The organism is Nesterenkonia suensis (assembly GCF_054782935.1).
On record NZ_BAAGRN010000001.1, the window covers coordinates 1,299,777 to 1,326,705 of the forward strand.

At 69.0% G+C, this 26,929-nt stretch carries 24 protein-coding genes; 11 read left to right on the plus strand and 13 right to left on the minus strand.

Features of this window, described 5'->3' with window-relative positions; all coding sequences use genetic code 11:
* Positions 1–20 precede the first annotated feature (20 nt).
* Positions 21–1,028 carry an NAD-dependent epimerase/dehydratase family protein gene (locus ACYVKI_RS05670; RefSeq protein ID WP_460689420.1) on the plus strand — a complete coding sequence of 336 codons (1,008 nt, stop codon included), beginning with the start codon at positions 21–23 and terminating at the stop codon, positions 1,026–1,028.
* Between the two features lie 32 nt (positions 1,029–1,060).
* Here the strand turns inward: ACYVKI_RS05670 and ACYVKI_RS05675 are convergent, their stop codons facing one another.
* Positions 1,061–3,799, minus strand: coding sequence for a GNAT family N-acetyltransferase (locus ACYVKI_RS05675; RefSeq protein ID WP_460689325.1), 2,739 nt, complete (start codon positions 3,797–3,799; stop codon positions 1,061–1,063).
* A 100-nt stretch (positions 3,800–3,899) separates the two neighbouring features.
* Here ACYVKI_RS05675 and ACYVKI_RS05680 point away from each other — a divergent pair, with 100 nt between their 5' ends.
* The 3 genes from ACYVKI_RS05680 (at position 3,900) to ACYVKI_RS05690 (ending at position 8,216) form a co-directional block, all read left to right on the plus strand.
* The gene (locus tag ACYVKI_RS05680; protein WP_460689326.1) at positions 3,900–6,500 is read left to right on the plus strand and encodes a DNA gyrase/topoisomerase IV subunit A; all 2,601 of its coding nucleotides are present in this window, start codon (positions 3,900–3,902) and stop codon (positions 6,498–6,500) included.
* Positions 6,501–6,725: 225 nt separating this feature from the next.
* Complete coding sequence (locus ACYVKI_RS05685) at positions 6,726–7,070, plus strand: BlaI/MecI/CopY family transcriptional regulator (protein WP_460689327.1); 345 nt, start codon at positions 6,726–6,728, stop codon at positions 7,068–7,070.
* 60 nt (positions 7,071–7,130) lie between these two features.
* Complete coding sequence (locus ACYVKI_RS05690; RefSeq protein WP_460689328.1) at positions 7,131–8,216, plus strand: M56 family metallopeptidase; 1,086 nt, start codon at positions 7,131–7,133, stop codon at positions 8,214–8,216.
* A gap of 621 nt (positions 8,217–8,837) precedes the next feature.
* Here ACYVKI_RS05690 and ACYVKI_RS05695 read toward each other — a convergent pair.
* Genes ACYVKI_RS05695 through ACYVKI_RS05705 form a run of 3 tightly spaced genes read right to left on the minus strand, consistent with a single transcriptional unit; the run spans position 8,838 to position 10,430 of the window.
* Positions 8,838–9,749, minus strand: a complete 912-nt coding sequence (locus ACYVKI_RS05695; RefSeq protein WP_460689329.1) for an SURF1 family cytochrome oxidase biogenesis protein — start codon at positions 9,747–9,749, stop codon at positions 8,838–8,840.
* Complete coding sequence (locus ACYVKI_RS05700; protein WP_460689330.1) at positions 9,746–10,030, minus strand: acetone carboxylase; 285 nt, start codon at positions 10,028–10,030, stop codon at positions 9,746–9,748. Before ACYVKI_RS05700 ends, ACYVKI_RS05695 begins: the two co-directional genes overlap by 4 nt.
* Positions 10,017–10,430, minus strand: coding sequence for a DUF3099 domain-containing protein (locus tag ACYVKI_RS05705; protein WP_460689331.1), 414 nt, complete (start codon positions 10,428–10,430; stop codon positions 10,017–10,019). Before ACYVKI_RS05705 ends, ACYVKI_RS05700 begins: the two co-directional genes overlap by 14 nt.
* 113 nt (positions 10,431–10,543) lie before the next feature.
* Here ACYVKI_RS05705 and ACYVKI_RS05710 point away from each other — a divergent pair, with 113 nt between their 5' ends.
* Both ACYVKI_RS05710 and ACYVKI_RS05715 read left to right on the plus strand, forming a co-directional pair.
* Positions 10,544–11,251: a beta-ketoacyl-ACP reductase gene (locus ACYVKI_RS05710; RefSeq protein ID WP_460689332.1), complete on the plus strand. Its 708-nt coding sequence runs from the start codon at positions 10,544–10,546 to the stop codon at positions 11,249–11,251.
* 50 nt (positions 11,252–11,301) lie between these two features.
* On the plus strand, positions 11,302–12,066 hold the full coding sequence (locus tag ACYVKI_RS05715) for an SDR family oxidoreductase (protein ID WP_460689333.1): 765 nt from the start codon (positions 11,302–11,304) through the stop codon (positions 12,064–12,066).
* A gap of 94 nt (positions 12,067–12,160) precedes the next feature.
* Here the strand turns inward: ACYVKI_RS05715 and ACYVKI_RS05720 are convergent, their stop codons facing one another.
* Positions 12,161–13,759: an ABC-F family ATP-binding cassette domain-containing protein gene (locus tag ACYVKI_RS05720; protein ID WP_460689334.1), complete on the minus strand. Its 1,599-nt coding sequence runs from the start codon at positions 13,757–13,759 to the stop codon at positions 12,161–12,163.
* A 202-nt stretch (positions 13,760–13,961) separates the two neighbouring features.
* Between ACYVKI_RS05720 and ACYVKI_RS05725 the strand changes: the two genes are divergently transcribed.
* Positions 13,962–14,645, plus strand: coding sequence for an energy-coupling factor ABC transporter ATP-binding protein (locus ACYVKI_RS05725; protein WP_460689335.1), 684 nt, complete (start codon positions 13,962–13,964; stop codon positions 14,643–14,645).
* A gap of 63 nt (positions 14,646–14,708) precedes the next feature.
* On the opposite strand, the gene ACYVKI_RS05730 is transcribed toward ACYVKI_RS05725, so the two are convergent.
* From ACYVKI_RS05730 to ACYVKI_RS05760, 7 genes are all read right to left on the minus strand, one after another.
* Positions 14,709–15,041, minus strand: a complete 333-nt coding sequence (locus ACYVKI_RS05730; protein WP_460689336.1) for a metal-sulfur cluster assembly factor — start codon at positions 15,039–15,041, stop codon at positions 14,709–14,711.
* Between the two features lie 105 nt (positions 15,042–15,146).
* Positions 15,147–15,641: a Fe-S cluster assembly sulfur transfer protein SufU gene (gene sufU / locus ACYVKI_RS05735; RefSeq protein WP_460689337.1), complete on the minus strand. Its 495-nt coding sequence runs from the start codon at positions 15,639–15,641 to the stop codon at positions 15,147–15,149.
* Entirely contained in the window at positions 15,634–17,025 is a 1,392-nt protein-coding gene (locus ACYVKI_RS05740; RefSeq protein ID WP_460689338.1) for a SufS family cysteine desulfurase, read from the minus strand. The genes sufU and ACYVKI_RS05740 overlap by 8 nt, the downstream gene beginning before the upstream one ends.
* A 29-nt stretch (positions 17,026–17,054) precedes the next feature.
* A complete protein-coding gene (sufC, locus tag ACYVKI_RS05745) occupies positions 17,055–17,813 on the minus strand; it encodes a Fe-S cluster assembly ATPase SufC (protein ID WP_460689339.1) in 759 nt (252 codons plus the stop codon).
* A gap of 86 nt (positions 17,814–17,899) precedes the next feature.
* Positions 17,900–19,189, minus strand: coding sequence for a Fe-S cluster assembly protein SufD (gene sufD / locus ACYVKI_RS05750; RefSeq protein WP_460689340.1), 1,290 nt, complete (start codon positions 19,187–19,189; stop codon positions 17,900–17,902).
* 126 nt (positions 19,190–19,315) lie between these two features.
* Positions 19,316–20,773, minus strand: coding sequence for a Fe-S cluster assembly protein SufB (sufB, locus tag ACYVKI_RS05755; protein ID WP_460689341.1), 1,458 nt, complete (start codon positions 20,771–20,773; stop codon positions 19,316–19,318).
* Positions 20,770–21,633 (minus strand): helix-turn-helix transcriptional regulator, encoded by an 864-nt coding sequence (locus ACYVKI_RS05760; RefSeq protein WP_460689342.1) that lies wholly within the window; start codon positions 21,631–21,633, stop codon positions 20,770–20,772. The genes sufB and ACYVKI_RS05760 overlap by 4 nt, the downstream gene beginning before the upstream one ends.
* A 153-nt stretch (positions 21,634–21,786) precedes the next feature.
* Between ACYVKI_RS05760 and ACYVKI_RS05765 the strand changes: the two genes are divergently transcribed.
* From ACYVKI_RS05765 to ACYVKI_RS05775, 3 genes are read left to right on the plus strand one after another with little or no spacing between them, the layout of a single operon-like run.
* Positions 21,787–22,734, plus strand: coding sequence for an ABC transporter ATP-binding protein (locus ACYVKI_RS05765; protein ID WP_460689343.1), 948 nt, complete (start codon positions 21,787–21,789; stop codon positions 22,732–22,734).
* Positions 22,731–23,495 carry an ABC transporter permease gene (locus ACYVKI_RS05770; protein ID WP_460689344.1) on the plus strand — a complete coding sequence of 255 codons (765 nt, stop codon included), beginning with the start codon at positions 22,731–22,733 and terminating at the stop codon, positions 23,493–23,495. The genes ACYVKI_RS05765 and ACYVKI_RS05770 overlap by 4 nt, the downstream gene beginning before the upstream one ends.
* Positions 23,486–24,466, plus strand: a complete 981-nt coding sequence (locus ACYVKI_RS05775; RefSeq protein ID WP_460689345.1) for a COX15/CtaA family protein — start codon at positions 23,486–23,488, stop codon at positions 24,464–24,466. Before ACYVKI_RS05770 ends, ACYVKI_RS05775 begins: the two co-directional genes overlap by 10 nt.
* Positions 24,467–24,482: 16 nt before the next feature.
* Here the strand turns inward: ACYVKI_RS05775 and ACYVKI_RS05780 are convergent, their stop codons facing one another.
* Positions 24,483–24,920 (minus strand): RDD family protein, encoded by a 438-nt coding sequence (locus ACYVKI_RS05780; RefSeq protein ID WP_460689346.1) that lies wholly within the window; start codon positions 24,918–24,920, stop codon positions 24,483–24,485.
* A 393-nt stretch (positions 24,921–25,313) separates the two neighbouring features.
* Between ACYVKI_RS05780 and glnA the strand changes: the two genes are divergently transcribed.
* Entirely contained in the window at positions 25,314–26,738 is a 1,425-nt protein-coding gene (glnA, locus tag ACYVKI_RS05785) for a type I glutamate--ammonia ligase (RefSeq protein ID WP_460689347.1), read from the plus strand.
* Positions 26,739–26,929: the final 191 nt, after the last annotated feature.

Consider the following 26,929-nt stretch of genomic DNA (forward strand, 5'->3'; position numbering starts at 1 on the left):
ACACGACCCGCGACCCAGAGATCGGGCCCGGATCGCGGGTGCTGCTCACCGGCGCCTCGGGACTGCTGGGGCGCAGCGTGGCCCGGCGTCTGACGGAGACCGGCTACGAGGTCACCACCTTGCAGCGCAGCCCCTCGCAGGTCGACGGCGCCCGGGACGTGCGTGGCTCGTTGACCGACCGTGCCGTCGTCGCCGAGGCCATGGCCGGCCAGGACGCCGTGATCCACATGGCGGCGAAGGTCTCGGTCTCGGGCAGCGCACAGGACTTCGTGGACATCAACATCCATGGCACCGAGAACATCCTCGACGCCGCGGAGGCCGCCTCCGTGGAGCACGTCCTGCATGTCTCCTCGCCGTCAGTCGCCCATGCCGGCGCCTCACTGGTGGGCGAGGGAGCCGGTGCCCCGGACCCGGAAGGCGCCGCAGGCCACTACGCCCGCACCAAGGCGGAGGCCGAGCTGCTCGTCCAGGCGCGGGCGGCGGCCGGACTGAAGGTGCTGATCGTCCGGCCGCACCTGGTGTGGGGTCCCGGGGACGGCCAGCTGACCCGCCGCATCGTGGACCGGGCACGCTCCAGGAGGCTGCCGCTGATCGGCTCCGGGGCGGCACTGGTCGACACCCTGTACATCGACAATGCGGTGGACGCCTTCACGGCAGGGCTGCGTCGGCTTCCCTCCATCCATGGGAAGCGCCTGGTGCTCACCAATGGCGAGCCCCGGCCGATCGGCGAACTGATCATGGGGATCGCGGCCGCCGGCGGGGCGCCGCGGCCCCGGCTGCGCATCACTCCGGGCCTGGCGAAGGCCGCCGGGCTGGCCGTCGAGAAGGCCTGGGGGCTGGCCGAACGCGCCGTCGGCGAGTTCGCCGACGAACCACCGATGACGAAGTTCCTGGCCGAGCAGCTCTCCACGGCCCATTGGTTCGACCAGCGCGAGACCCGCGAGGCCTTGGACTGGACACCAGCGGTCAGCATCGACGAGGGCCTGGCCCGCCTCGCGAAGCATGTGCGCCGCACCGGCGGTGTCTGAGGCTCAGCGCCTCTCACCAGTGGCCGGCCCCCTCACCAGCGGCTGATGGCCCGCCGGGCGGAGTCGGTGCGCTGCTCCGGGTTCGCGATGTCGACGGCGGCGTGCAGGATCCGGGTCCCCTCCTGTCCTGCGAGGAGCGGAGCGAACTCCAGGGAGGCGACCTGCGGGTGATTGTCCTTGAGCATGGCCACCCGTTGCACCACGTCCTCCACGGCCGCGAGGTCCGCGCCGGGAAGCCCGCGATGTCCCTGCAGCTTCTGTGCAGCTCGCGGACCGCGGACCAGCTCCCGCAGATCCTTGTCGGTCAGCGGAGGCACCGCGTGGGCCCAGTCGTCGAGCAGGTCGACCGCGTCACCGGAGATCCCGAAGGACACCACCGGGCCCATGAGCGGATCCTCGAGCGCGCGGACCATGCAGCCCTGCCCGGCGGGCGCCATCGCCTGGACCTCGAGCCCGGGGGCTCCGTAGCCCTCGAGCTGGTCGCGCATGTCCGCGACCACATCGCCCAGCATCGACGCGTCACGGATGGCCAGCCGCACCCCGCCGAGGTCGAGGCGGTGCCGCAGGTAGCTGTTCGTGGCCTTGACCGCCACAGGCCAGCCGAGCCGCTCCGCGGCGGCGACGGCCTCCTCGACGGTCTCGAAGGGCACCGACTCCATGACGTGCAGCCCGTAGATCCCGAGCAGCTCCGCAGTCCTGTCCCGATCCAGGCGGTGCAGGTCAGCACCGGTGACCGACCCGGCCAGCCACTGCTCGAGCAGCGGGTCGGCGGCCCGGCGAGCCTGTGTGCCCTCCAGCCCCGGCGGAGTCCAGATCTCGCCGACGCCGTCTCGGCGCCATCGCTGGTAGGACACGATCTTGCCCAGCGCCGCCATCGAGCGCGTCGGCGAGGAGAACACCGGCACGCCCTGCTGGAGGGACCCGGTCTCCATCACCGGTGCGGCGGCGGCCAGATGGTTCAGCGGCACGTCGTCCTCCAGCACCCCGATCAGCGAGACGACGACCGGCTTCGGATGGTCTCGGGCGGCCTGCAGGATCGTACGGGAGTGGTCGGGGTGCTCACCGGTGATCATCGGCTGCAGGCAGACCGCGACGGCGTCGACCTCCTCAGTGCCGAGCAGGGCGTCCAACGCTCTGGAGAGCTCCTCAGCCGCCTCCCGCCGGGTTCCCTCGAGGTCGAGGCCGCCGATGACCCGGACCGGGTCCAGACCATGGGTCTCCGCGGCCTGGGCGAGCACCCGGCTCATGGAGGAGGAGTCGGACAGGATGCCCACTCGCGCGCCGGCCGGCACGGGCTGGGTGGCCAGGATCTGCAGCACGTCCATCAGGGAGTCCTGGTTGCCACACCGGATGACCCCGGAGTTCCGCAGCATTGCGTCCATGGCACCGGGCGGAGCCACCGTGGCGCGGACATCGTGTCCCGGCGGCAGCCGACGGCCGGTCACCTCCGAGGTCGCCACGACGACCGGAGTGCTCAACGAGAGTCGGCGGGCGATCCGAGAGAACTTGCGCGGGTTGCCGAAGCTCTCCAGGTACATGCCCACCGCCCGGGTGGCCTCGTCGTCCTCGAAGCGCTGCATCGCGTCGTTCCCCGAGAGGTCGGCTCGGTTTCCCGCAGAGATGACGGCGGACAGCCCGATCTGCCGCCGGTGCGCGGCGGCGAAGAACGAGACCCCGATGGAGGCCGACTGGCTGAACAGTCCGACTCCCCCGCGCAGCGGCATCTGCGGGGACAGCGATGCGTTCAGCGAGATCTCCGGGGCAGTGTTGATCAGCCCCACGGATGCAGGCCCGATCACGCGCATCCCCCACCGGCGGGCGAGACGCACCAGCTCCCGCTGGTCGATCCTCTCCTCCCCGCCGCGATCCACGCCGTCGGTGACCACCAGCAGCCCCTTGACCCCCTGACGGCCACAGTCGACGACGACGTCGGCGAGGTGCTCCGGCGGGACCGCGAGCACGGCGAGGTCGATGTCCTGTCTGATGTCCTCCAGCGACGCGTAGGCCGCCGTGCCGCCGACCTCGAAGGCCTCGGGGTTCACCGAGTGCACCCCTCCGGTGAAACGCCCCTCGACGATGTTCTGCAGCAGGTGGTAGCCCACCGAGCCGTACTGACGGGACGCTCCGATGACAGTCACCTGATCCGGGGCGAGCAGCTCGGCGACGCTGCGGGACTCGGCCCGGTGTTCCCGAGCCTCCATGACGGCCCGGGAACGTTCGGTCGGGTCGATGGGGAACTCGAGGACGACGACCCCGTCCTCGAACCGTCGCTGCACCTCGTACCCGGCTTCGGAGAGGACGGTGAGCATCTTGCGGTTCTGCGGCAGCACTTCGGCCGAGAACCGCTCGAGCCCGCGTTCCCGTCCGGCGGCGGCCAGATGCTCCAACAGGATGGAGCCGAGTCCTCGTCCCTGGTGGGCGTCGGAGATGTGGAACGAGACTTCGGCCTGTCGGGTGCCCTCGATCCGGTCGTAGCCTCCGACTCCGATGATCTCCTGCTCGCCGGACGGGCTGGCCAGCAGGATCACCATGGCCACCCGATCCATGTGGTCCACGTGGGTGAACCGGCGCAGCTCCTTCTCCGTGAGCGACGACTTATAGGTGAAGTAACGCAGGTAGATGGAAGACTCGGACTGTGCGGCATGCATACGCTGGAGCCGGTCGGCATCCTCAGCGCCGATCGGACGCAGGTGGGCCGCAGCGCCGTCACGCAGAACGACATCAGCCTCCCAGTGGGCCGGATATCCGCGGGTTTCTGCTGGCTCACCCATAGGATCAACACTACGAGATGATCTCGACGACCGACACAGCCGGATCCGTCGAGCTCCTGTCAGACGACGCACCGACCGACGAAGGACACCTCCAGCCCCCATGGCCCGACGTTCGACCTCCCGCTCCCAGCGCTCCGGCTCCGAGCAGCCCCCGGTGACCCCGGAGGACCACATCGTCGACATCGATGTCTCCGCGGAGATGGAGACCTCGTTCCTGGAGTACGCCTATTCGGTGATCTACTCCCGGGCCCTGCCGGACGCCAGGGACGGTCTGAAGCCGGTGCAGCGGCGGATCCTGTACATGATGTCTCAGATGGGCCTGCGCCCGGAGAAGGGCCATGTGAAGTCGGCCCGCGTAGTGGGCGAGGTGATGGGGAAGCTCCACCCGCACGGGGACGCGGCGATCTATGACGCACTGGTGCGCATGGCCCAGTCGTTCTCCCTGCGACTGCCGCTGGTCGACGGTCACGGAAACTTCGGTTCTCTCGACGACGGCCCCGCGGCTCCGCGCTACACCGAGGCGCGGATGACGGCGGCGGCAGTCTCGATGACCACCGACCTCGATGAGGACGTCGTCGACTTCGAGGCGAACTACGACAACCAGCTGACCCAGCCGTCGGTCCTGCCGAGCGCGTTTCCGAACCTGCTGGTCAACGGCGCCTCGGGGATCGCCGTGGGCATGGCGACGAACATGGCTCCGCACAACCTGGGTGAGGTGGTGGCCGGGGCCCGTCACCTGATCCTGCACCCGGAGGCGAGCCTCGAGGACATCATGGTCCACATCCCCGGCCCGGACCTCCCCTCCGGTGGGCGGATCGTGGGACTGGACGGCATCCGAGACGCCTACCGCACCGGCCGCGGCTCCTTCAAGACCCGGGCCACCGTCTCGATCGAGCAGGTCTCAGCGCGGAAGACGGGCATCGTGGTCACCGAGCTGCCGTACATGGTGGGCCCGGAGAAGATCATCGAGAAGATCAAGGATGCGGTGCAGGCGAAGAAGCTCGCCGGCATCTCCGACGTGTTGGACCTCACCGACCGCACACACGGCCTGCGGATGATCATCGAGCTCAAGGCCGGCTTCAACCCCCAGGCGGTCCTGGCTCAGCTCTACAAGCTCACCCCGCTGGAGGATTCCTTCGGCATCAACAACGTCGCCCTGGTCGAGGGACAGCCGCGCACTCTGGGCCTGCTGGAGATGCTGCAGGTCTATGTGGACCACCGGATCTCCGTGGTCCGTCGGCGCACCGCCTTCCGGCTGGGCCGGCGGCAGGACCGTCTGCATCTGGTCGAGGGCCTGCTGATCGCGATCCTCGACATCGACGAGGTCATCCAGATCATCCGCGCCGCCGACGACTCCGGGACTGCCCGCCAGCGGCTGATGACCATCTTCGATCTGACCCAGGCGCAGGCCGAGCACATTCTGGAGCTCCGTCTGCGGCAGCTGACCCGCTACTCCGCGCTGGAGCTGGAGCAGGAGAAGCAGCGTCTCGAGGAGGAGATCGCCGAGCTGCAGGCCATCCTCGACTCCGAGCAGCGGCTCCGCGAGACCGTCGCCGACGAGCTGGAGCAGGTCTCACGGGCCCATGGTGACCCCCGACGCACGCAGCTGCTGGAGTCCGAGACCCTGGAGGCCCCGGCCCCCGCGGCGAAGGCCTCCTCCCCCGATGAGGCCGCCACAGCGCTGCAGATCGCCGACTCCCCGTGCTGGGCTCTGCTGTCGACCTCCGGGCAGCTGGCTCGGACCACCGATCGTTCCGGTCTGGTCCACCCGAGCCGTCGGGCCCGCCACGACACCCTGATCTCCATGGTCCCCACGTCGGCTCGAGGGGAGATCGGTGCCGTCACCTCCCTGGGGCGGATGATCCGCGTGCCGGTGGTGGACATGCCCGCCGTGGAGGCCACTTCCGGCACGGTGAACCTCAACCAGGGGGTGAAGGTCAAGGACTTCCTCTCCCTGGAGCGGAAGGAGGACCTGGTGGCCTTCGTGCCCCTCGACGAGATCATCGCCCTCGGAACCGCGGCAGGACGGGTCAAACGGGTGAACCCCGACTATCCGCTCAACCGGGACGAGTGGGAGGTCATCACCCTGAAGGGCACGGATCGGGTCATCGGGGCGCAGGTGGCCGCCGAGGACGCGGATCAGCTCGTCTTCGTCACGGCAGGCGCCCAGCTGCTGCACTACGACGCCGCACTGGTGCGCCCGCAGGGACGCACGGCCGCCGGCATGGCCGGGATCAAGGTCTCCGACGGAGACCAGGTCCTCAGTTTCACGGTCATCCCGGGCGCGGGTGTGCCCGACGCCGACGGTGCGGTGAACGAGGATCTGGCCGGCTGGACGCCCGTGGTGGTGACAGTGGCCGCCGGGCAGGAGCCGCTGGAGGGCTTCGAGGACGGCAGTGTGAAGATCACCGAGTTCTCCGAGTTCCCGGCCAAGGGCCGGGCCACCGCCGGGGTGCGGGCCCATCGTTTCCTCCGCGGGGAGGATCGCCTGCGGCTGGCGTGGGCGGGCCTCGGCCCCGCCCTGGGGGCGGCGAAGAACGGCTCGGCTCGGGTTCTGCCCGCCGAGATGGCTCGTCGCGACGGCTCGGGCGTGCCGCTGGAGCAGACCGTCGACGCCGTGGCCTCGAGTCCGGAGGCGCTCACCCGCGCGGCCGGACTGCGGATCGCGGCTGCCGACGGACCAGCTGACGACGGCTCCTGATCCACCTGGTCACCGGGCCCCAGGCCGCCGGCGGGGTCCGACGACGGCCCCGGAAGGCGTCGGGACGTCCGGTGTCTCACGATATGACACGCTCTTACTACAGGTTGTAGAAATCACGTCGCGCCAGGAGTATCGTGGAATGGCACCTGGTGCTGTGGGGCCCGCCCCCCCCCCGGACCCGGGCGCCGTCGCCCCCCGACCGTTCCTCGCAAGGAGATTCACCGCATGGCCACCCTCGGCGACCTCGAGCGTTCAGTCATGAGCCTGCTCTGGGACAGCGCTCAGCCCCTGAGCGCCAATGACGTGCGCGATCGTCTCGATGAGGATCTGGCTGTCACCACTGTGCTGACCGTGCTGGCCCGCCTCGAGAAGAAGGACCTGGTCACCCGAGAGCGCTCCAGCCGACCCCACCGCTACTCGGCCGCGGCCAGCCGAGAGGAGCACACAGTCGAGATGCTCAACGAGGTCCTGGGCACCGCAGCCGACCGCGAGGCGGTGCTGGCCCGATTCATCGGAGGGGTCTCCGACTCGGAGGCGGCCGCGCTCCGCCGCATCCTGAAGTCCTCCTGACCTCCGGCGGGATTCGCCGTCCCAGGACGTCGCCGCGCTGACGCCCCCTAGACTGGAGCCGTGACCTCGCTGGCCCTCCTTCTCGCCGTCCTGGCGCTGCTCCTCGCCGTGCCCGTGCCTCGACTGCTCCATCGTGCCCGCTTCCGAGTCCGCTCACCCTGGTCCACGATGCTGCTCTGGCAGGCGATCGCCCTGGCAGGCGGACTCTCGCTGGTCGGGGCTCCCCTGGTCTACGGGCTCTCCCCGTTCGGCGACTCCCTGCATGCCGGCGCCCGCGAGGTGCTGCGCCTGCTGATCGCTGGGGACTTCAGCGCGCTGGAAGAGCTGCATGTCCGCCCCACCCACGTCTTCGCGCTGTGCCTCGCCGTGCTGCTCGGCACCCATCTGCTGCTGACCCTGCTGCGCACCTATGTCCGCGTGCTGGGCTCACGACGCCGACATCGCGACCTCGTCAGGCTGCTGTCCACGCCCTTCGCGGGGCACGATCCGGCGGGACCCGACCACAGTGCGGCAGATGAGGAGTCCAGCACACCGGACCAGTCCGAGGCGCCGGCGGCTCCGGTCTCGGAGGCTGTGCTGGACGAGGCCCACGTCATCGAGCACGAGACCCCGCTGGCGTACTGTCTGCCCGGACGCACGCACGCACGCTCGGTCACCGTGCTCTCCCGGGGGCTGCTGGATCAGCTCTCCGGTGAGGAGCTGGCGGCTGTGGTCGCCCATGAGCGGACCCACCTGCGGCAGCGTCATCATCTGCTGACCATGGCCTTCGACGCCTGGTACCGAGCTCTGCCGTGGCTGCCGACCACCCGTCACGGACGCGAGGCGGTCCTGGAGCTGACCGAGATGCTCGCCGACGACGGTGCCCTGCGGCACCATTCCCGAGGTGCCCTGCTGCGTTCTCTGGCGCTGAGCACCCCCGACGTGGCCACCACCGAGGGACCACCCGACCCAGAGGCGCAGAGCACGCCGCCGGTCAACGCCGCACGCGGGGCCACGGCCGGAGCCGGCGGCTCGATCATCACCACGGCTCGGCTCCGGCGGCTGCTCGTCCCTCCAGCACCGCTGCCGGTCCCCGCGCAGGCCGCCATCGTCGCAGCAGCCGCCGCGCTCCTTGCCGTTCCGACGCTGCTTCTGGTGGTGATCTGATGCGGCACCGATCCGCAGGGCAGCACGGCGCAGACACGGTGCTGCACCGGGAGAGGGCCCCTGTCAGGGCGTTGCCCTGGGGACTCCTCGCCATGGGGGTGGCCCTCCTCTATGGGACGTGGACCGGGGACGTGGACCGGGGTCGTGGACCGTGACGAGCCGGTGGGCGCCGCCGTCGCCTGGGCCGCCTTCGCCGCGGGCAGTGTCGGAGTGCTGTTCCTGGCGGTGTGGGCGCCGCCGGTCCTCGTCGTCGAAGGCAAGCGAGTGCAGGTCGACTCACGGGGGCTCAGCGTCGCGGGACGTCGACTGCCGGTCGGAGGCACTCGGCCGGGTGACGCAGGTCGGGGACAGAGCGCTGCAGCGTCAGGCGTGGCGGTAGATGGTCGGCGGCGAACGGATTCTTCCCCACAGGCTGTTCGTGCTCAGAGGTCCGGCCCCACGCCCCCGGCACGGCGCGACGCCGGAGGCGCCGGAGGCTCTGCTGATCGAGGACCTGCGAGCAGTCCGCCGGGGCAGTCGGCGGCCGTACTGGGCCGTCCAGGCACCGCGCCTCGACGCCCTGCACGCGGCGTTGCTCACCGTCCGCGATCAGCATCGCGGCCGCTGGGCCGTCATCTGGGGTCAGCCCGAGCCCAGTCGCTCCTCCACCCACGCGTCCTCGGCGTCCTCGTCGCTGAGCTTCCCGGTCCGCTGTCGGCGACGACGACGTGCCTCGCGCAGCCGGTCCTGCGTCGAGATCCCGGCGGAGGCCACGCCGGCCGCCTGTCGTCTGCCGTCCTCCTCCTCGGCGATGAAGTCCAGGTCCCGATTCCGCGCGGTCAGCCGGGCGGCGTAGCCCCATCCGATGAAGCCCAGCAGGCCGAAGGCGTACCACTGCATGGAGTAGGACAGGTGGGGGCCCTCATCGAGCTGGGGACGCGCCAATGCGCGCGGCTGCTCGGCCGGTGCGGGGTCCTCCTCGGCCATCAGGCCGTAGGCACCGGTGACGATGTCGTAGCCCAGCTGGTCCTGATACTCCTGAAGGTCCAGCGAGGCCAACTGCCCCGTCGGGGCGTCGCGGTCGATGTCGGGTTCGGCGGGCTTGAGCCGCACCGTCAGCTCCACGCTGCCCCGGGGCGGCTCAGGCATGGAGGCCGGCCGCGCGGCGTCGGTGCTGTCGGTGGGCAGCCACCCGCGGCTGATCACGACGACCTCGCCGTCGTCGAGGCGGAACGGCATCGCCTGCTCATAGCCGACCGCCCCACTGTGACCACGATTGCGGACGAGTCGGACGTCGTCGGCCAGATACTCTCCACGCATCGTGGTGACGGTCCACTCGTCGTCGACGTGGGGCTGGTGATACTTCTCGCGGACCTCGGCATAGGGCACCGGCTCCTCGTCATAGTTGGCGACGATGCGGTTGATGTCCTCCATCGCCTGCTCCCGTCGGTCCAGCTGCCACTGGCCCAGGAACACGCATCCCACCGCGAAGGCGACGCATACGGCCAGCCACCCCATCCAGGTGGGACTCAGCAGGAAGCGATAACGGCTCACCGGGCGTCCTCCCCTGCGGCTGAGGACGCATCGTCGTCGGGAGCGGACGCCAGGGGCTCGGTGCTGCGCCAGAAGAGCCGCTGGGCGAGGAAGTTCTCCAACCAGGGGCGATGGTCATCACAGGCGAGCCAGATCTTGCGGCGCTCGGGGGCGTGGATCTTCGGATTGTTCCAGCGGATCTGCCATCGCGCGGGAACGCGGCACCCCTTCCGGGAGCACTGCGGGACGTCGGGACCGGGGGCCTGCCCACCCGGTCCGCTCCACGAGCTAAGAACGTCCATCGTCTCCCGCATCCCGCACGACTTCACCTTCGATGATCTGCTCCGACCCCCGGTCCTGCTCGCTCGACCGGCCCTCCGCCGACGCCTCGGCGTCCTGCCGCGGTGCCGCCTCCTCGAGCCGGGCCGCGCCCGAGGGCAGGGCCGCAACATCGTCGAGGTCGTCGGCTTCACGAGTGCGCTGATACCGGTCGGTCCCGGCATTGGCGGCTGTGACCGCGATGTACGGCAGCACCACCGCCAGTCCGAGGAAGACCCAGGTCATCCAGTTCTGCACCACCACGGCCAGCACGAAGCACACGATGCGGATCCCCATGGAGATCGCATAGCGCACCATGCGGCCATGCTGCTCCTCGCTGTGCCGCTGAGGAGCGTCGGTGATGGAGTGGACCTGTTCGTTCACCGCTCTATTCTAGTGCGCGGACCTGGACGTCTTCCGGCGATGTGACAAGACGGTCGCCGGTGCGCTGGCATAGGCTGGACCTCAGTTGTGACCATCTTGACGACGGGAGACCCATGAGCGGACGCAGCGTACTGATCACCGGAGGCAATCGGGGCATCGGCCGGGCCATCGCCGAAGAGTTCATCACGGCCGGAGACAAGGTCGCGGTGACCACCCGCAACGGCGACGCCCCGGAGGGCGCTCTGGGGGTGGCGGCCGATGTCACCGACGCCGCCTCGATCGATGAGGCCTTCACCACGGTGGAGAAGGAGCACGGCCCGGTGGAGGTGCTCGTCGCCAATGCCGGCATCACCCGGGACACTCTGCTGCTGCGCATGTCGGAAGACGACTTCACCGACGTCGTCGACACCAACCTCACCGGTGCGTTCCGCGTCCTGAAGCGGGCGTCGAAGGGCATGCTGCGGCTGCGGAAGGGACGAGTGGTGCTGATCTCCTCGGTGGTCGGGCTCTACGGCTCCCCCGGGCAGATCAACTACTCCTCCTCCAAGGCCGGGCTGGTGGGCATGGCCCGCTCCCTGACCCGTGAGCTCGGGGGACGGGGGATCACCGCCAACGTGGTCGCCCCCGGCTTCGTCCGCTCGGACATGACCGACGCCCTCGACGAGGACACGCAGAAGACGTACCTGCAGAACATCCCGGCCGGTCGATTCGCCGAGACCGAGGAGGTCGCCCGCGTCGTCCGCTGGCTGTCCTCCGACGAGGCCGCCTACATCTCCGGTGCCGTCATCCCGGTCGACGGCGGCCTGGGCATGGGGCACTGAGCCCGCCGCACGATCTCTCCGACACCCTGCACAGAAGGAACCACACCACCATGACTGACACCCAGGACCTCGCCGGGACCGGCGCCGTCATCACCGGATCCTCCCGCGGCATCGGTGCCGCCACCGCCCAGCTGGTCGCCGCTCGCGGCGCCGGCGTCGTGATCAACTACCGCCAGAAGGCGCCCCGCGCGAACAAGGTCGTCGCCGGCATCGAGGAGGCCGGCGGACGCGCGGTGGCCGTCGGCGCCGACCTCACCGAGGCGGCCGGAGCCCAGGCTCTGGTCGACGCCGCCGTGTCGACCTTCGGCTCCCTGGACCTGCTGATCCTCAACGCCTCCGGCGGTATGGAGGCCGGTCGGGGCGAGGACTACGCGCTGATGCTGAACCGCGACGCCCAGGTGCAGATGCTGCGCACCGCGATGGAGGTCATGCCGCGGGGCTCACAGGTCGTCTTCGTCACCAGCCACCAGGCGCATTTCATCCACGAGACCGCCACCATGGACGCCTATGAGCCGGTGGCCCGTTCCAAGCGCGCCGGCGAGGACGCCCTGGTGGCGATGATCCCGGAGCTGGATGCGAAGGGCATCACGCTGACCATCGTCTCCGGCGACATGATCGAGGGCACCATCACCGCCACGCTGCTGGAGCGTGCCGAGCCCGGTGCCATCGATGCCCGGCGAGAGGCGGCCGGGCGCCTCTACTCGGTGGAGGAGTTCGCCGCCGAGATCGCCGCGATGGTCAACCGCGATGACCTGGAACAGGGGCACGTCGAGCTGGTCGGCGGCGCGGAGGACTTCCTCAGCCGTCAGGGCTGAGGCCCGTTCCCTCCCCACCGCACGAGGCAGGGCCGGGACTCCGCATCAGCGGGGTCCCGGCCCTGCCTCGGCCCTCCTGGGTCCGTCCCTCGTCTCAGGCGAGGGTGACCAGGTCCTGGTACTCCGCGGTGTAGAGGTCCTCGACGCCGTCCGGCAGCAGCACCACCCGCTCAGGGTCAAGGGCCTCCACTGCGCCTTCATCATGGGTGACCAGCACGACGGCGCCCTCATAGGTGCGCAGCGCCGCCAGGATCTCCTCACGGGAGGCCGGGTCGAGGTTGTTGGTGGGCTCGTCGAGCAGCAGCACGTTCGCACTGGAGGCCACCAGCGTGGCCAGTGCCAGACGGGTCTTCTCCCCGCCGGAGAGCACCGAGGCCGGCTTGTGCACGTCGTCCCCGGTGAACAGGAAGGAGCCCAGGATCCGGCGCTGCTCGGTGTCCGCCAGCTCCGGTGCCGCGGTCTTCATGTTCTCCAGCACCGTCCGGTCGGTGTCGAGAGTGTCATGCTCCTGGGCGTAATAGCCCAGCTTCAGCCCATGTCCGGGGATCACTGCTCCGGAGTCCGGCTGGCTGACGCCGGCGAGCATGCGCAGCAGCGTCGTCTTCCCGGCGCCGTTGTATCCCAGGATGACCACTCGTGATCCTCGGTCGATGGCCAGGTCCACTCCGGTGAAGATCTCCAGGGAGCCGTACGACTTCGACAGGCCCTCAGCGAAGAGCGGCGTCTTGCCGCAGGCGGCGGGCCGCGGGAAGCGGATGTTGGCCACGCGGTCGCTCTGCCGCTCGCCCTCGACTCCCGCCATCATGCGGTCGGCGCGTTTGAGCATGTTCTGGGCGGCGACGGCCTTCGAGGCCTTGGCGCGCATCTTCTCCGCCTGCGACCTCAGCGCCGTCGCCTTCTTCTCCGCATTGGCGAACTCGCGCTTGCGCCGGGCCTCGTCCTGCTCGCGCTGAGCCAGGTAGTTCTTCCATCCCATGTTGTACTCGTCGACCACGCAACGGTTCGCATCCAGGTAGAGAACCTTGTTCACCGTGCGCTCCATGAGCTCGACATCGTGGGAGATGACCATGACGCCGCCCGAGAAGTGCTGCAGATAGTCACGCAGCCAAACGATGGAGTCCTGATCCAGGTGGTTCGTCGGCTCGTCCAGCAGCAGCGTGTCCGCATCGGAGAAGAGGATGCGTGCCAGCTCCACACGTCGCCGCTGTCCGCCCGAGAGGGTCTTCAGCGGCTGGGTGAGGATGCGTTCCGGCAGGTCCAGGTTCGCGCAGATCGTGGCGGCCTCGGACTCCGCGGCGTACCCGCCGGCGGCGACGAATCGGGCCTCCAGGTTCGAGTAGCGCTTCATGGCTCGGGCCTGGACCGTCGAGTCGGTGGAGCTCATCTCCTCCTCGGCGGTGCGCATCTTCGTGACCACCTCATCGAGCCCGCGCGCCGAGAGGATCCGCTCCCGGGCCAGCTGCTCCATGTTCTCCACCCGGGGGTCCTGCGGCAGGTAGCCGACCGATCCGCCACGCTCGACATGACCGGCGGCCGGCTGGGCCTGCCCGGCCAGCACCTTGGTCATCGTGGTCTTACCGGCACCGTTGCGTCCGACCAGGCCGACCTTGTCCCCGGAGTCGATGCGGAAGGACACCTCGTCCATGAGCAGACGGGCGCCAGCTCGGAGCTCGAGGTTCGATACGCTGATCACAGTAGACAGGCCTTCCTGAGGTCGACAGAGACCACCGCAGAACGGAGCAGCAGTCAGTATGGCAGAGGCGAGGGACGGGGCGGACCCCGGACGTCCAGGACAGTCTAACGAGACTGTCCAGTCGGGCCGTGCGGCCACAGGGGCCGAGGGGCGGATCGCACCGGGCCAGCGCCCGCCGCAGGAACACCAGAGTCGCTCTCCTGTGGTGACGGAGATCGCTGCGGTGCAGGTGGACGTGGACTCCCCGGACGGGTCGAGCCGGACCATTCTGCATGAGCTCACCCTGACCCTGACCGAGCCCGTGGTCGCCGTGGTCGGCGCCAACGGCTCCGGGAAGTCGACCCTGCTGCGGCTGGTGGCCGGCCTGGTCGCGCCGACCGCCGGGGAGGTCCGTTTCTCCCCTGCCGTGCCGCGTGCGGGATTCATCTTCGCGAACCCCCAGGCCCAGATCATCATGCCCGTGGTCGGCGAGGACATCGAGTTCTCGCTGCGCGGCACGGTCACTGGACGGGCGGAGCGCACCCGGAGGATGCGCGAGATCCTGGAGTCCCTGGAGCTGGGACATCGAGAGGAGGCGAGCGTCTTCGAGCTCTCGTCCGGGGAGCGGCAGAAGGTCGCGTTGGCCGGTGTGCTGGCCACCGAGCCGGAACTGGTGATCGCCGATGAGCCGACCACCCTGCTGGACCTGCGCAATGCCGCAGAGTTCCGCTCACGCCTTCTCGACCTCGAGGTCCCGCTGCTGCTGGCCACCCATGATCTGGACTTCGCCGCCCGCGCCGACCGGGTGCTGGTCTTCGACCAGGGGCGGCTGGTCGACGATGACGAGCCTGCGGCGGCGATCGCTCGCTACCGCAGGCTCGCACTGGAGGGCTCGGGGCCTCCCTGACCGTCTCCGGCCGGAACGTCTCCTGCCTGAACGTCTCCTGTGCACCGTCTCGGACGCAGAGGCTCAGATGTTGAAGCCGAGGGCACGCATCTGCTCGCGACCGTCCTCGGTGATCTTCTCCGGGCCCCAGGGCGGCATCCATACCCAGTTCAGACGCCACTCATCCACCATGGTGCCCACGTGCTGGCCGACCTGGTCCTCCAGGACGTCGGTCAGCGGGCAGGCCGCAGTGGTCAGCGTCATGTCGATCACCAGGGCGCCGTCCTCGGCATAGTTCAGGCCGTAGAGCAGGCCCAGGTCGACGATGTTGATGCCCAGCTCGGGGTCGATGACCTCTTTGAGGGCCTCTTCGATGTCTTCAAGCGGAGTGCGCTCGGTGGTGGGGGTCTCACTCATGGTCGGATCTCCTTCCTGGATGGCGTAACGTCGCGACGTCGCCGTGTATGCCCGACCCGTACGGTCGGACGGTGAGGGACAGGCCCTCGAAGCCTGGCGGCCGTGTCAGGCTCCCTCACGGGAGGCTCTCGCCTGCAGCAGGGCGTCGTGCAGAGCCATCCATCCCAGCAGTGCGCATTTGATGCGCGCCGGGTACTTGGCCACCCCGACGAACGCGGAGGCGTCCTCGAGGCTCTCCTGCCGCTGCTCATCCTCCAGCGGCTGTCCTCGTCCCCGCATCAGCTCACGGAAGGTCGCACCCAGCTGCTCGGCCTGCGCCAGGTCGACCCCGTCGACGAGATCATGCATCACCGACAGCGAGGCCTGGGATATCGAACAGCCGTGACCTTCCCAGCCCAGACCCGCGATCCGCAGTCCGGTCCCGTCCTCCGTGTCGGCGCCGGTCATCTCCAGTCTGACCCATAACCGCGCTTCATCACCACAGGTCGGGTTGACCTGGAAGGACTCGCCGTCGAAGGCGTCCAACGGGCCCTCCCCGTGGCGCTCGCGGGAATGATCGAGGATGACCTGCTGATACAGTTGCTCCATCGCGTCAGCCACGGACACCTCCCGACGGCGTGCGGGTCGGCCCCGTGCTGGTCGGCGTCGTGCTCCCGACGCCGAAGAAGGGCCTCACCCGTGCCAGCGCATCGATGAACGCTTCGATCTCCTCGGCCGTGGTGTGGATTCCTGCGGACGCGCGGGCCGAGGCATGCACCCCCAGCCTGCGGTGGACGGGCTGAGCACAGTGGTGGCCGACCCGGACCGCGATGCCGGCGTCGTCAAGCACCTGACCCACGTCGTGCGGATGCACTCCGTCCACGGCGAAGGCGACCAGCGCCAGACGGTCGGCGGCGTCCTGCGGTCCGAGGACCCGCACACCGGGGACCGTCGCCACGCCGTCGAGCAGCAGCCGGGTGAGCTGCTCCTCATGGGCGGCGAAGGCGTCCATGCCGATCTGCCGGAGGTAGTCGACGGCGGCATGCATCCCCGCCGTCTGAGCGACCATCTGAGTCCCGGCCTCGAAGCGGTTGGGCGGCGGCATGAACGTGGTGGTCTCCATGGTGACGACCTCCACCATCGATCCGCCGGTGATGAACGGAGGCATCGCCTCCAGCAGCTCGGCACGCCCGTAGAGCACGCCGATGCCGGTGGGGGCGAGCATCTTGTGTCCAGAGAACGCGGCGAAGTCCACGTCGAGCGCCGTCAGATCGAGCGGCAGATGCGCCGCCGACTGGCAGGCGTCCAGCACCACGGTGGCGCCGACCTGGCGGGCCAGAGCGACGATGTCGGACACCGGAGTGATCGCGCCGGTCACGTTGGAGGCGTGGGTGATCGCGACGATCCGTGTCCGTTCGCTGATCACTGAGTACGTCTCCGGATCAAGCCGTCCCTCGTCGGTGAGACTGATCCAGCGCAGGGTCGCCCCCGTCCGAGCGGCCAGCTGCTGCCAGGGCACCAGGTTCGCGTGGTGCTCGGCCTCGGTGACGACGATCTCATCGCCCTCGGCCAGGGCGAAGCGCTCCGCGGTCTCCGGTTCGCCACGGCCGAGGCGGGCGTCCAACGTAGCGTTGAGGAAGCCGTGGCTGACCAGGTTGAGCGCCTCGGTGGCGTTCTTGGTCCAGACGATCTCGTGCTCCCCCACCCCCACAAAACCGGCGACGGCGGCACGGGCGGCCTCGTAAACCTCCGTCGCCTCCTCGGCGACCTGATGAGCCCCCCGGTGGACCGCGGCGTTGGTGCGCTCGTAGAAGCGGCGCTCCGCATCGAGCACAGAGCGCGGCTTCTGGGAGGTCGCCGCCGTGTCCAGGTAGACCAGGGGGCGGCCGTCGCGCACGGTGCGCTCCAGCAGCGGGAAGTCCGCACGGACCTCCGCCAGCCCCGCGGCGCTCAGGGAGCGGGCGGAGCCGGCGGACGGGCCGGGCTGCGTCTGGGCAGCGGTCATCGGATCAGAGCCTCTCGACAGGGTGCGTCTCAGGCGGTCAGGGCGAGGAAACGGTCGTAGCCGTTGGCCTCGAGCTCGTCGGCCAGCTCGGGACCGCCGTGCTCGGCGACCCGGCCGTCGACGAACACGTGCACGTGGTCGGGCTTGATGTAATTGAGGATGCGCGTGTAGTGCGTGATGAGCATGGTGCCCATGTCGTTGTCCGCCTGGGCGCGGTTCACGCCCTCGGAGACCACGCGCAGCGCGTCGATGTCCAGCCCGGAGTCCGTCTCGTCGAGGACGGCGAACTTCGGCTTGAAGAGCTCCAGCTGCAGGATCTCCACACGCTTCTTCTCGCCGCCGGAGAAGCCCTCATTGACGTTGCGGTTGGCGAAGTCGGCGTCGATCTTCAGCTTCTCCATGGCCTCGCGGACCTCTTTGGTCCAGGTGCGGAGCTTGGGCGCCTCGCCGTCCAGCGCGGTCTTCGCCGTGCGCAGGAAGTTGGTCATGGTGACCCCGGGCACCTCGACCGGGTACTGCATGGCCAGGAACAGGCCGGCCTGGGCACGCTCATCGACGCCCATCTCCAGGACATCCTCGCCGTCGAAGGTGATGGAGCCGGAGGTGACCTCATAGCGCGGGTGCCCGGCGATCGTCGCGGCCAGAGTCGACTTGCCGGAGCCGTTGGGGCCCATGATGGCGTGGATCTCACCGGAGCTGATGGTCAGGGAGACACCTTTGAGGATCTCCTTGCTGCCCTGCTCGGTCTCGATGGAGACGTGGAGGTCCTTGATCTCGAGAGTAGACATGTCGTGTCCGTCGTCCTTTGCTGTGTCGTGAAGCGTCAGTGTGAAGCGATGGGGGGGGGTGGGCCGGAACCGGCCACCGGTGGTGCTCAGAAGCCGGCGATCTCCAGCTCATTCTCCAGGTCGTCCTGCAGCGAGTCCTCGATGCTGGTCACACCGATCTTCTGGACGATCTCGTTCAGGAAGCCGCGGACCACCAGCTGGCGGGCCTCCTTCTCCGGAATGCCGCGGGCCATGAGGTAGAACAGGTGGTTCTCGTCGAACCGGCCCGTCGAGGAGGCGTGCCCGGCCCCCTCGATGACGCCGGTCTCGATCTCCAAGTTGGGGACCGAGTCGGCGCGTGCACCGTCGGTGAGCACGAGGTTCTGGTTCTTCTCGTAGGAGTCGGTGCCCTCGGCGGCCTTGCGGATCAGCACATCGCCGACCCAGACGGTGCGTGCGGACTCTCCCTGCAGCGCACCCTTGTAGAGCACGTTGGAGGAGTTCCGCGGGGCGTTGTGGTCCACGAAGGTGCGGTGCTCGATGTGCTGGCCGGAATCGGCGAAGTACAGGCCGTACATCTCGGCCTCCGCGCCCTCCGCCGCGTAGCGGAAGTTGGTGTTGAGGCGGACCACCCGGCCGCCGAGAGAGACGGCCACGTGCTTGTAGGAGGCGTCGCGGCCGACCTCGGCGTCGTGCTGACCCACGTGGACGGCGTCGTCGTCCCAGCGCTGCAGCGAGATGACCTTGACGTCGGCACCGTCTCCGACGATGACCTCGACGTTGCCGTTGAAGTCCGCGCTTCCCCGGTGCTCCAACACGAACACGACGGTTGAGTGTGTTGCGGCCTCCAGGACGATATGGCTGTTGGCTCGGCGCCCTGCACCTGCCCCGGTGATGTCCACACGCACCGGCTCGGCGACCTCGACGTCGGCGGGGACTTTGAGGTGCAGCGCCTCGGCCACGTTCTTCGAGGCGACGGCGGCGGCCCGGTCGGCCGGCTGCAACACGCTGTTGCGCGGGGCGGCATCCTGCGCGAGCGAGGAGACGAGCACCTCGTCGGGGGCGGTGACGCGGTAATCCGCGGCCTCGCCGTCACCGGGGTCATCGGTCAGCACGCCGGCCAGCTGCTTCATCGGGGTGAAACGCCACTCCTCCTCCCGGCCGCTCGGTTCGGGGAAGCCGGCCACATCGAAGCCGACGTGCCGGTTGGCCCGCGAGCCGATCCCGGAGGTGAGCGTCCGGGTCTTCTCGGGAAGGGTGTGGCTGTGCTCGGCGGCCTGATTCGTCTCGGCGGCGAGGTTCTCGCCCTCTTCCGTCATGCCCGGGATGGAGATTCGGCGTTCGCCGACCTCCACGCCTGCGACCTTCTCCGCCTGGTCAGCGGGGGTGTTCGTCATCTGTTCCTCGTCCCTTGTCTGTCGTCGAGATGTCGGTGAAGTCTGTTCTCACGGACACCCGCCCAGGGGTTTCCCTGAGCGGGCGTCCGGAGGTGCGCCGCGGCGCAGCGGTGGGAGAGCCGGCGATCAGCCGACCGAGCCCTCCATCTGCAGCTCGATGAGGCGGTTGAGCTCGAGGGCGTACTCCATGGGCAGCTCACGGGCGATCGGCTCGATGAAGCCGCGCACGATCATCGCCATGGCCTCGTCCTCGGCCATGCCGCGGGCCATCAGGTAGAACAGCTGGTCCTCGGAGACCTTGGAGACTGTGGCCTCGTGACCCAGGGTGACGTCATCCTCGCGGATGTCGATGTACGGGTAGGTGTCCGTCTTGGAGATCGTGTCCACCAGCAGGGCGTCACAGACCACCGAGTTCGCGGAGTGCGCCGCGCCCTCGTTGATCTGCACCAGGCCGCGATAGGAGGCCCGGCCCCCGTTGCGAGCCACTGACTTCGAGACGATGGAGCTCGAGGTGTGCGGCGCCATGTGGACCATCTTGGACCCGGTGTCCTGGTGCTGGCCCTCGCCGGCGAAGGCGACCGAGAGGGTCTCGCCCTTGGCGTGCTCGCCGGTGAGGTACACCGCCGGGTACTTCATGGTGACCTTGGAGCCGATGTTGCCGTCGATCCACTCCATGGTGCCGCCGGCGTCGACCACAGCACGCTTGGTGACCAGGTTGTACACGTTGTTCGACCAGTTCTGGATGGTCGTGTACCGGACGCGGGCGTTCTTCTTGACCACGATCTCCACGACCGCCGAGTGCAGCGAGTCGGTGTCGTAGATCGGGGCCGTGCAGCCCTCGATGTAGTGGACGTAGGAGTCCTCGTCGGCGATGATCAGGGTCCGCTCGAACTGGCCCATGTTCTCGGTGTTGATGCGGAAGTAGGCCTGCAGCGGAATCTCGACGTGGACACCCTTGGGCACGTAGACGAAGGACCCGCCGGACCACACGGCCGTGTTGAGCGCGGCGAACTTGTTGTCGCCCACCGGGATGACCGAGCCGAAGTACTCCTCGAAGAACTCCGGGTGCTCCTTCAGTGCGGTGTCGGTGTCCATGAAGATGACGCCCTGCTCCTCCAGGTCCTCGCGGATCTGGTGGTAGACGACCTCCGACTCGTACTGGGCGGCGACGCCGGAGACCAGACGCTCACGCTCCGCCTCCGGGATGCCCAGCTTCTCGTAGGTGTTCCGGATGTCCTCGGGAAGGTCCTCCCAGGTGCGGGCCTGCTTCTCGGTGGAGCGGACGAAGTACTTGATGTTGTCGAAGTCGATCTCCGCGAGGTCGGCTCCCCACATCGGCAACGGCTTGCGCTCGAAGTACTTCAGGCCCTTCTTGCGCAGCTTGAGCATCCACTCCGGCTCGTCCTTCTTGGAGGAGATGTCCTCGACGACGCCCACTCCGAGGCCGCGCTTGGCGTTGGCCCCTGCGGCGTCCGAGTCGGACCAGCCATACTCGTAGGCCCCGATCGCGTTGAGCTCAGGGTTCTTCTCCAGGATCTCGGAGATGACGCCCGAGTCCTCGGTGCGCTGGATCTGCTCGGTCATGACAACCTCTCTTGTTGACGGGGGGAGATGACGATTCTCTTGCGCCCTCCGCCGGACAGGCCGGGGCCTGCGGCGGAGGGGCTGGTCGTGGCGTCCTGCGGGTCGTCGGACGCGGCGCGTCGAGCACGGTGCTCAGCGGCCAGCCGTTCGCGACCGACGGGGACGTGGGTGGTGCAGACGTGGGCCCCGGAAGCCTGCGTGGAGAGCCTCCGGACATCGACCTGAAGCAGTCGAGAGATCATCTCGGTCTCTTCCTCGCAGAACACCGGATGGGCCTCAGCTATTTCCCGGACCGGACAGTGACCCTGGCACAGCTGGGTGGACTGCATGGCCAGCAGAGGATTGTCCCGCCCGACTTTGCGGGTGAATCCGGCGAAGCCGTCGGCGTTGAACAGCTCGGCGAGCTTCTCGGTGCGCGCGTCGAGATCGTCGAGGCCGGCGAGCTGTTCGCGGTAGCGCTCTTCATGACCGGCGAAGTACGCCGCAGCCAACGCCCGCGGAGCCTCTTCGCCCACGGCGGCGGAGAGGGCGTCGAGCGCGTGACGGGTCAGCGTGAGATAGTCGTCGCCGAGGGCCTCCTGCCCGCGCTGGGACAGGACATAGCGTCGGGACGGGCGCCCGGCCCCCTTGCGGCGCGAGGTGACGTTCTTGATCTCGACGATCCCCTGCTCGGTCATCGCGTCGAGATGGCGCCGCACTGCGGCGGCGGTGAGGTCGAGTCGGCGCCCGAGGGCCGCGGCACTGATGGGCCCCTCCTCGACGACGAGCTGGAGCACCCGTTCCCGGGTCGTGGCATCACCGTCCCTGCCGACGTCGGACGACGCCGACGTGGAGTCCTCAGGGCTCCGACTCGAATACATGACTCTATTGTGACTTATTCAGATCTGGGGTGCCAGTAAGGCGACCCTGTGTCAGCCGCCGAGCACCCCGGCACTGCCCCGCTGTGCCGTCATCTCGCGCGACGGACGGGTCGCCGAACTCTACTACAGCCTGTAGAAATGTAGAATGTCCTGGTGCCCCACCAGCCCCTCTGCCTCAGCCTGCGCCAGGTCCGGTACGCCGTCGGCTCCGCCCGCTCCGCGACCGGCGTGCAGGAGATCCTCCGCGGCGTCGACTTCACCGCCCGCCGCGGTGAGGTCACCGTCCTGCTGGGCCCCAACGGCGCCGGGAAGACCACCGCGCTGGGCTGCGCCCAAGGACTCCTGAGACCCTCCCAGGGGACAGTCACCCTCCTGGGGGAGGATCCCTGGCGAGCCGGCGCCGCCCTGCGTGCCCGCGTCGGGGTGATGCTCCAGGACGGCGGGCTCCCGCAGTCAGTGCGCCCCGATGTGCTGCTCCAGCATGTCGCCCGACTCCACTCCGACCCCTGGCCGTTGGCGGATCTGGTGGAACGCCTGGGCATGTCCGGCTTCATGAACACCGCGGTGCGTCGGCTCTCCGGCGGCCAGCGCCAGCGCGTCGCGTTGGCGGCCAGCCTCATCGGCCGCCCGGAGGCCGTCTTCCTGGACGAGCCGTCGGCCGGCCTGGACCCGCAGTCCCGGCAGACGGTCTTCGATCTGATCACCCACCTGCGCGATCGGGGGCTGGGCATCGTGCTGACCACACACCTGCTGGAGGAGGCCCAGCGGCTGGCCGACTCGGTCCACATCCTCAAGGACGGCGTGGTGGTCCGCCACGGCACCGTGGCCGAGCTCACCGACGACGGCCGCAGCCGCCGTCTGCTCTTCGTCGCGCCGCGGACGCTCACCCGTGGCGAGCTCGACGCCGCCCCGATCCCGGTGAGCCTCGACGGCGGCGCCGACAATGGACCCGGAGCCCGCTGGGCGGTGGCCGGGATCGGGGGCCCGACGGATCTGCACCGGCTGACCGCGTGGTGGCAGGACATCGACCTGATGCCCGGTGAGGTCTCCTTCGAGGCCCGCACTCTCGAGGACGTCTTCTGGGAGGTCTCCGTCTCATGAGCATGCCGATCTCCCGCCCCGCACCTGTGGGACGTCGCATCCTCTCCCACGGCCTCTACGAGACCCGCAACACTCTGCGCAACGGAGAGCAGCTGCTGGTCTCGGTGATCCTTCCGCTGCTGGTGCTCTTCGGCGCCCATCGGCTCGACCTCGTCGCCGGCCGCACCGGCGACGGGCTCGCCGTGCCCGGCATCGACGTGATCACCCCCGGCGTGCTGGCCCTGGCCGTGATGGCGTCCGCGTTCACCGGGCAGGGCATCGCGGCCGGCTTCGAACGCCAGTACGGAGTGCTCGCCTATCTCTCCACCACCCCCTTGGGCCCCACCGGACTCATCCTCGGCAAGGCAGTGGCTGTGGTCTGCGTCGTCGCCGTCCAAGTGGTGGTCATCGGAGCCGCAGGCCTGGTGCTGGGCTGGCAGCCGGACCCTGCCGGGCTGGTCTGGCTGCTGATCTTCCTCATCCTGGGCGCCACCGCCTTCACCGCACTGGGGCTGCTCCTGGCCGGCACTGTCCGGGCCGAGGCAACGCTCGCGGTGACCAACATCCTCTGGGTGCTGCTCGGCGCCGCCGGCGGAGCAGTGTTCCCTCTGGACCATGAGGGACCCGGTGCGCTGCTGCTCCTGCTCCCCTCCGCCGCGCTGGGTGAGGGGCTGCGCGCGGCCACGGTCGAAGGCTCCCTCGCCGCAGTCCCTGCACTCGTCCTGGCGGGCTGGTCCGTGCTCGCCGTCCTCGCCGCACGAAGGTGGTTCCAATGGCGCTGACCGACTCCCTGACCCGCCGCCTGCCCACGCGCATCACAGCCATGACGCGGATCCTGGCCATCGCCACCCTGGTGTCCAACATCGGCATCATGGTCACGGGCGGCGCCGTCCGCCTCACCGACTCCGGCCTGGGATGTCCGGAATGGCCGCGCTGCACCCCCGAGTCCTGGGTGTCCACCCCGGAGATGGGCATCCACGGTGCGATCGAGTTCGGCAACCGCCTGCTGACCTATGTGCTCATCGCGATCAGTGTGGCCATGTTCCTGGCGATCGTCCGGCTCTGGGACAGCCATCGTCCCCTCGTCGTGCGGGCACTGCTGATCGGCCTGGGCATCCCCCTGCAGGGCGTCATCGGCGGCATCACCGTGTGGACGAACCTCAATCCGTGGATCGTCGCCCTGCATTTCCTGCTGTCCTCGATCCTCGTGATGCTCGCCGCCCAGCTGCTGCACCGGGTGAACTTCGAGCTTGAACAGCAGGGAGGGCCCGGACGCCCCCTCGTGGACGCCCCGGTGGACTCGGTGAGCTCCGCCATGGCTCCGGTGGTGCTGGCCTCCAGCTGGATCGCGGTCATCCTGGGCACGATCGTCACCGGCACAGGGCCCCATGCCGGAGATCCCGGGGCGCCTCGGCACGGCTTCGACCCGGACCTGGTCACCCGGCTCCACACCCTTCCGGTGTGGGTGCTCTGCGCGGCGACGCTGACCATCCTGGTCCGCCAGCTGCGCCACCGGGCATCCCCGGCCCAGCGGAAGGCCACGTGGTGGATGGTCGGCGTGATCCTGGTCCAGGGCACCATCGGCTATGTGCAGCACTTCACCGGGCTGCCGATCCTGCTGGTGCTGCTGCACATGCTCGGCTCCGCCGTGCTCATCGCCGTCGCGATCATCCTGGTGGACAGGCTGCGCGCGCCGTACCGGACGCGCGGCCTCGAGCGCTCGGCCCCGAGCCCCGCTGCGACCTCCCGCTGAGCGGCTCAGCCGCCGGTCACATCCTCAGTTGGACGGTTCCCGCCACGCGGTCGTGGACGGCGCGTCCGTCCGGTCCGAAGAGGATCGCCGGGATCACGATCAGCAGCAGCAGGGTGCGCACCGTCGACCACAGGGGTCCCGGGACCCGAGCGCCACGCACCACCTGGATGCGGACCAGCCGCTTGCCGATGGTCACGCCCAACAGCCCCACCAGAATGATGTGCATCGCGGCGAAGATCAGCAGCGTCACCACGGGGTCACCGCCGAACCAGACCGTGGAGATCAGCAGGGCGATCCCCCAGTCGATGAGCAGGGCCAGCACACGCCGCCCGAACGGGGCCAGGCTGCCGGGGCCGCTCTCCGGGAGGCCCAGGCTCTGACCCGGCCAGCTGTCTCCGGCCCCCTCCCCAGAGGGCTCTGAACGACCAGGTCGGGCATCTCGGCTGTCTGCCACGGATCTCCTCTGCTCGACGGACCCTCGGGGCGGTCTCGGCCGAGGGGTTCAGGGACCCTATTCTACGGGCGGAGGAGCCGCCCTGGGACCTGCCCGACCGAGGCGCCCACCGGGCCCCGCCGTCGTCGTCCACCACCGCCGCACGCGCATCCGGAATCCACCGGACCCCGATGAGCGAGTTAAGTTACATGGCTGAAACATTTGCGTGATGGTCGAGAAATCCCGCCTGCTTAGCGTGGTGCCCAGAGCGCGAGCCTCGGCCACGGCTCAGGAGGCGCGGATCAGGTCATCGACGGTGATCGGTCCCACACACCTGCGCCGATCCGGCTAGGGTGAACAACGCAGACCGGGTCCGCCCGGTGTCCAGCACGATATCCATAGGAGCACGGACGCATGTTCAGCAACCCCGAAGAAGTCCTGAAGTTCATCCAGGAGGAGGATGTCAGGTTCGTCGACATCCGGTTCACCGACCTGCCCGGCAGCCAGCACCACTTCAACGTCCCGGCCAAGACCGTCGACCTCGACTTCTTCGAGAACGGGCAGCTGTTCGACGGCTCCTCGATCCGCGGATTCCAGGGCATCGAAGAGTCTGACATGCAGCTGATCCCGGACGTCGCCACCGCGTTCATCGACGAGTACCGCGTCGAGAAGACCCTGGCGATGAACTTCTCCATCGTGAACCCGCGCACCGGCGAGCCCTACGTCCGCGACCCGCGCGGCGTCGCGCAGAAGGCCGAGGAGTATCTGGCCTCCTCCGGCATCGCCGACACCGCCTTCTTCGGCGCCGAGGCCGAGTTCTTCCTCTTCGACGACGTGAAGTGGCAGTCCTCCCCGCAGGCGTCCTTCTACTCGGTGGACGCCGATGAGGCCAACTGGAAGTCCGCGGAGGAGCTCCCCGGCGGCAACCTGGGTCACAAGCTGTCCACCAAGGGCGGATACTTCCCGGTCTCCCCGCAGGACAAGAGCGCCGACCTCCGTGACGCGATCTGCATCGCGATGGACAACGCGGGCCTGGAGGTCGAGCGCTCCCACCACGAGGTCGCCGCACCGGGTCAGCAGGAGATCAACTACAAGTTCAACACCCTGGTGCACGCAGCCGACGATGTCCAGAAGTTCAAGTACGTGGTGAAGAACACCGCGGACCAGTTCGGCAAATCCGCCACGTTCATGCCGAAGCCGGTCTTCGAGGAGAACGGCTCGGGCATGCACTGCCACCAGTCGCTGTGGCGCGACGGCGAACCGCTGTTCTTCGACGAGAAGGGCTACGCGAACCTCTCCGACACCGCGCGCTGGTACATCGGGGGCCTGCTCAAGCACGCCCACGCGGTGCTCGCCTTCACGAACCCGACGGTGAACTCCTACAAGCGCCTGGTCAAGGGGTATGAGGCTCCGGTCTCCCTGGTCTACTCGCAGGGCAACCGCTCGGCCTCCATCCGCATTCCGATCACCGGAGCGAACCCGAAGGCCAAGCGTCTCGAGTTCCGCGCCCCGGATGCCTCGGGGAACCCCTACCTGGCCTTCGCCGCCCAGATGATGGCCGGCCTCGACGGCATCCGGAACCGCATCGAGCCGCACGAGCCGGTCGACAAGGACCTCTACGAGCTGCCGCCCGAGGAGCTGGCGACCATCCCGCAGGCCCCGGGTTCCCTGGAGGAGGCGCTCGAGGCGCTCGAGAACGACTACGAGTTCCTGCTCGAAGGCGGGGTGTTCACCGAGGAGATCGTCAAGACCTGGATCGCCTATAAGCGCGAGGAAGAGATCGAGCCGCTGAACCTGCGCCCGAACCCCCACGAGTTCGAGCTCTACTACTCGGTCTGACGGCATCACGGGGATCTGGTGGGACTTGTCCCCACACTCCTCCCACATGGGAGCCGGATTCACCGGCCTCAGAAGCGCCGCGCTCGGCAACCAGCTGTTCCCCAGCTGAGCGCGGCGCTTCTGCCGTATCCGGCCCCGAGAGCCCCGAACAGCCCAAGAGCCCCGGCGGGACCCACCACCGCACGCAGAGG

Bases quoted from the DNA above. Each gene is read 5' to 3' on its own strand.
- ACYVKI_RS05675 (WP_460689325.1), bottom strand. From the start codon at position 3,799: ATGGGTGAGCCAGCAGAAACCCGCGGATATCCGGCCCACTGGGAGGCT.
- ACYVKI_RS05680 (WP_460689326.1), top strand. From the start codon at position 3,900: ATGGCCCGACGTTCGACCTCCCGCTCCCAGCGCTCCGGCTCCGAGCAG.
- ACYVKI_RS05685 (WP_460689327.1), top strand. From the start codon at position 6,726: ATGGCCACCCTCGGCGACCTCGAGCGTTCAGTCATGAGCCTGCTCTGG.
- ACYVKI_RS05700 (WP_460689330.1), bottom strand. From the start codon at position 10,030: ATGGACGTTCTTAGCTCGTGGAGCGGACCGGGTGGGCAGGCCCCCGGT.
- ACYVKI_RS05710 (WP_460689332.1), top strand. From the start codon at position 10,544: ATGAGCGGACGCAGCGTACTGATCACCGGAGGCAATCGGGGCATCGGC.
- ACYVKI_RS05715 (WP_460689333.1), top strand. From the start codon at position 11,302: ATGACTGACACCCAGGACCTCGCCGGGACCGGCGCCGTCATCACCGGA.
- ACYVKI_RS05730 (WP_460689336.1), bottom strand. From the start codon at position 15,041: ATGAGTGAGACCCCCACCACCGAGCGCACTCCGCTTGAAGACATCGAA.
- ACYVKI_RS05740 (WP_460689338.1), bottom strand. From the start codon at position 17,025: ATGACCGCTGCCCAGACGCAGCCCGGCCCGTCCGCCGGCTCCGCCCGC.
- sufC (WP_460689339.1), bottom strand. From the start codon at position 17,813: ATGTCTACTCTCGAGATCAAGGACCTCCACGTCTCCATCGAGACCGAG.
- sufD (WP_460689340.1), bottom strand. From the start codon at position 19,189: ATGACGAACACCCCCGCTGACCAGGCGGAGAAGGTCGCAGGCGTGGAG.
- sufB (WP_460689341.1), bottom strand. From the start codon at position 20,773: ATGACCGAGCAGATCCAGCGCACCGAGGACTCGGGCGTCATCTCCGAG.
- ACYVKI_RS05760 (WP_460689342.1), bottom strand. From the start codon at position 21,633: ATGTATTCGAGTCGGAGCCCTGAGGACTCCACGTCGGCGTCGTCCGAC.
- ACYVKI_RS05770 (WP_460689344.1), top strand. From the start codon at position 22,731: ATGAGCATGCCGATCTCCCGCCCCGCACCTGTGGGACGTCGCATCCTC.
- ACYVKI_RS05775 (WP_460689345.1), top strand. From the start codon at position 23,486: ATGGCGCTGACCGACTCCCTGACCCGCCGCCTGCCCACGCGCATCACA.
- glnA (WP_460689347.1), top strand. From the start codon at position 25,314: ATGTTCAGCAACCCCGAAGAAGTCCTGAAGTTCATCCAGGAGGAGGAT.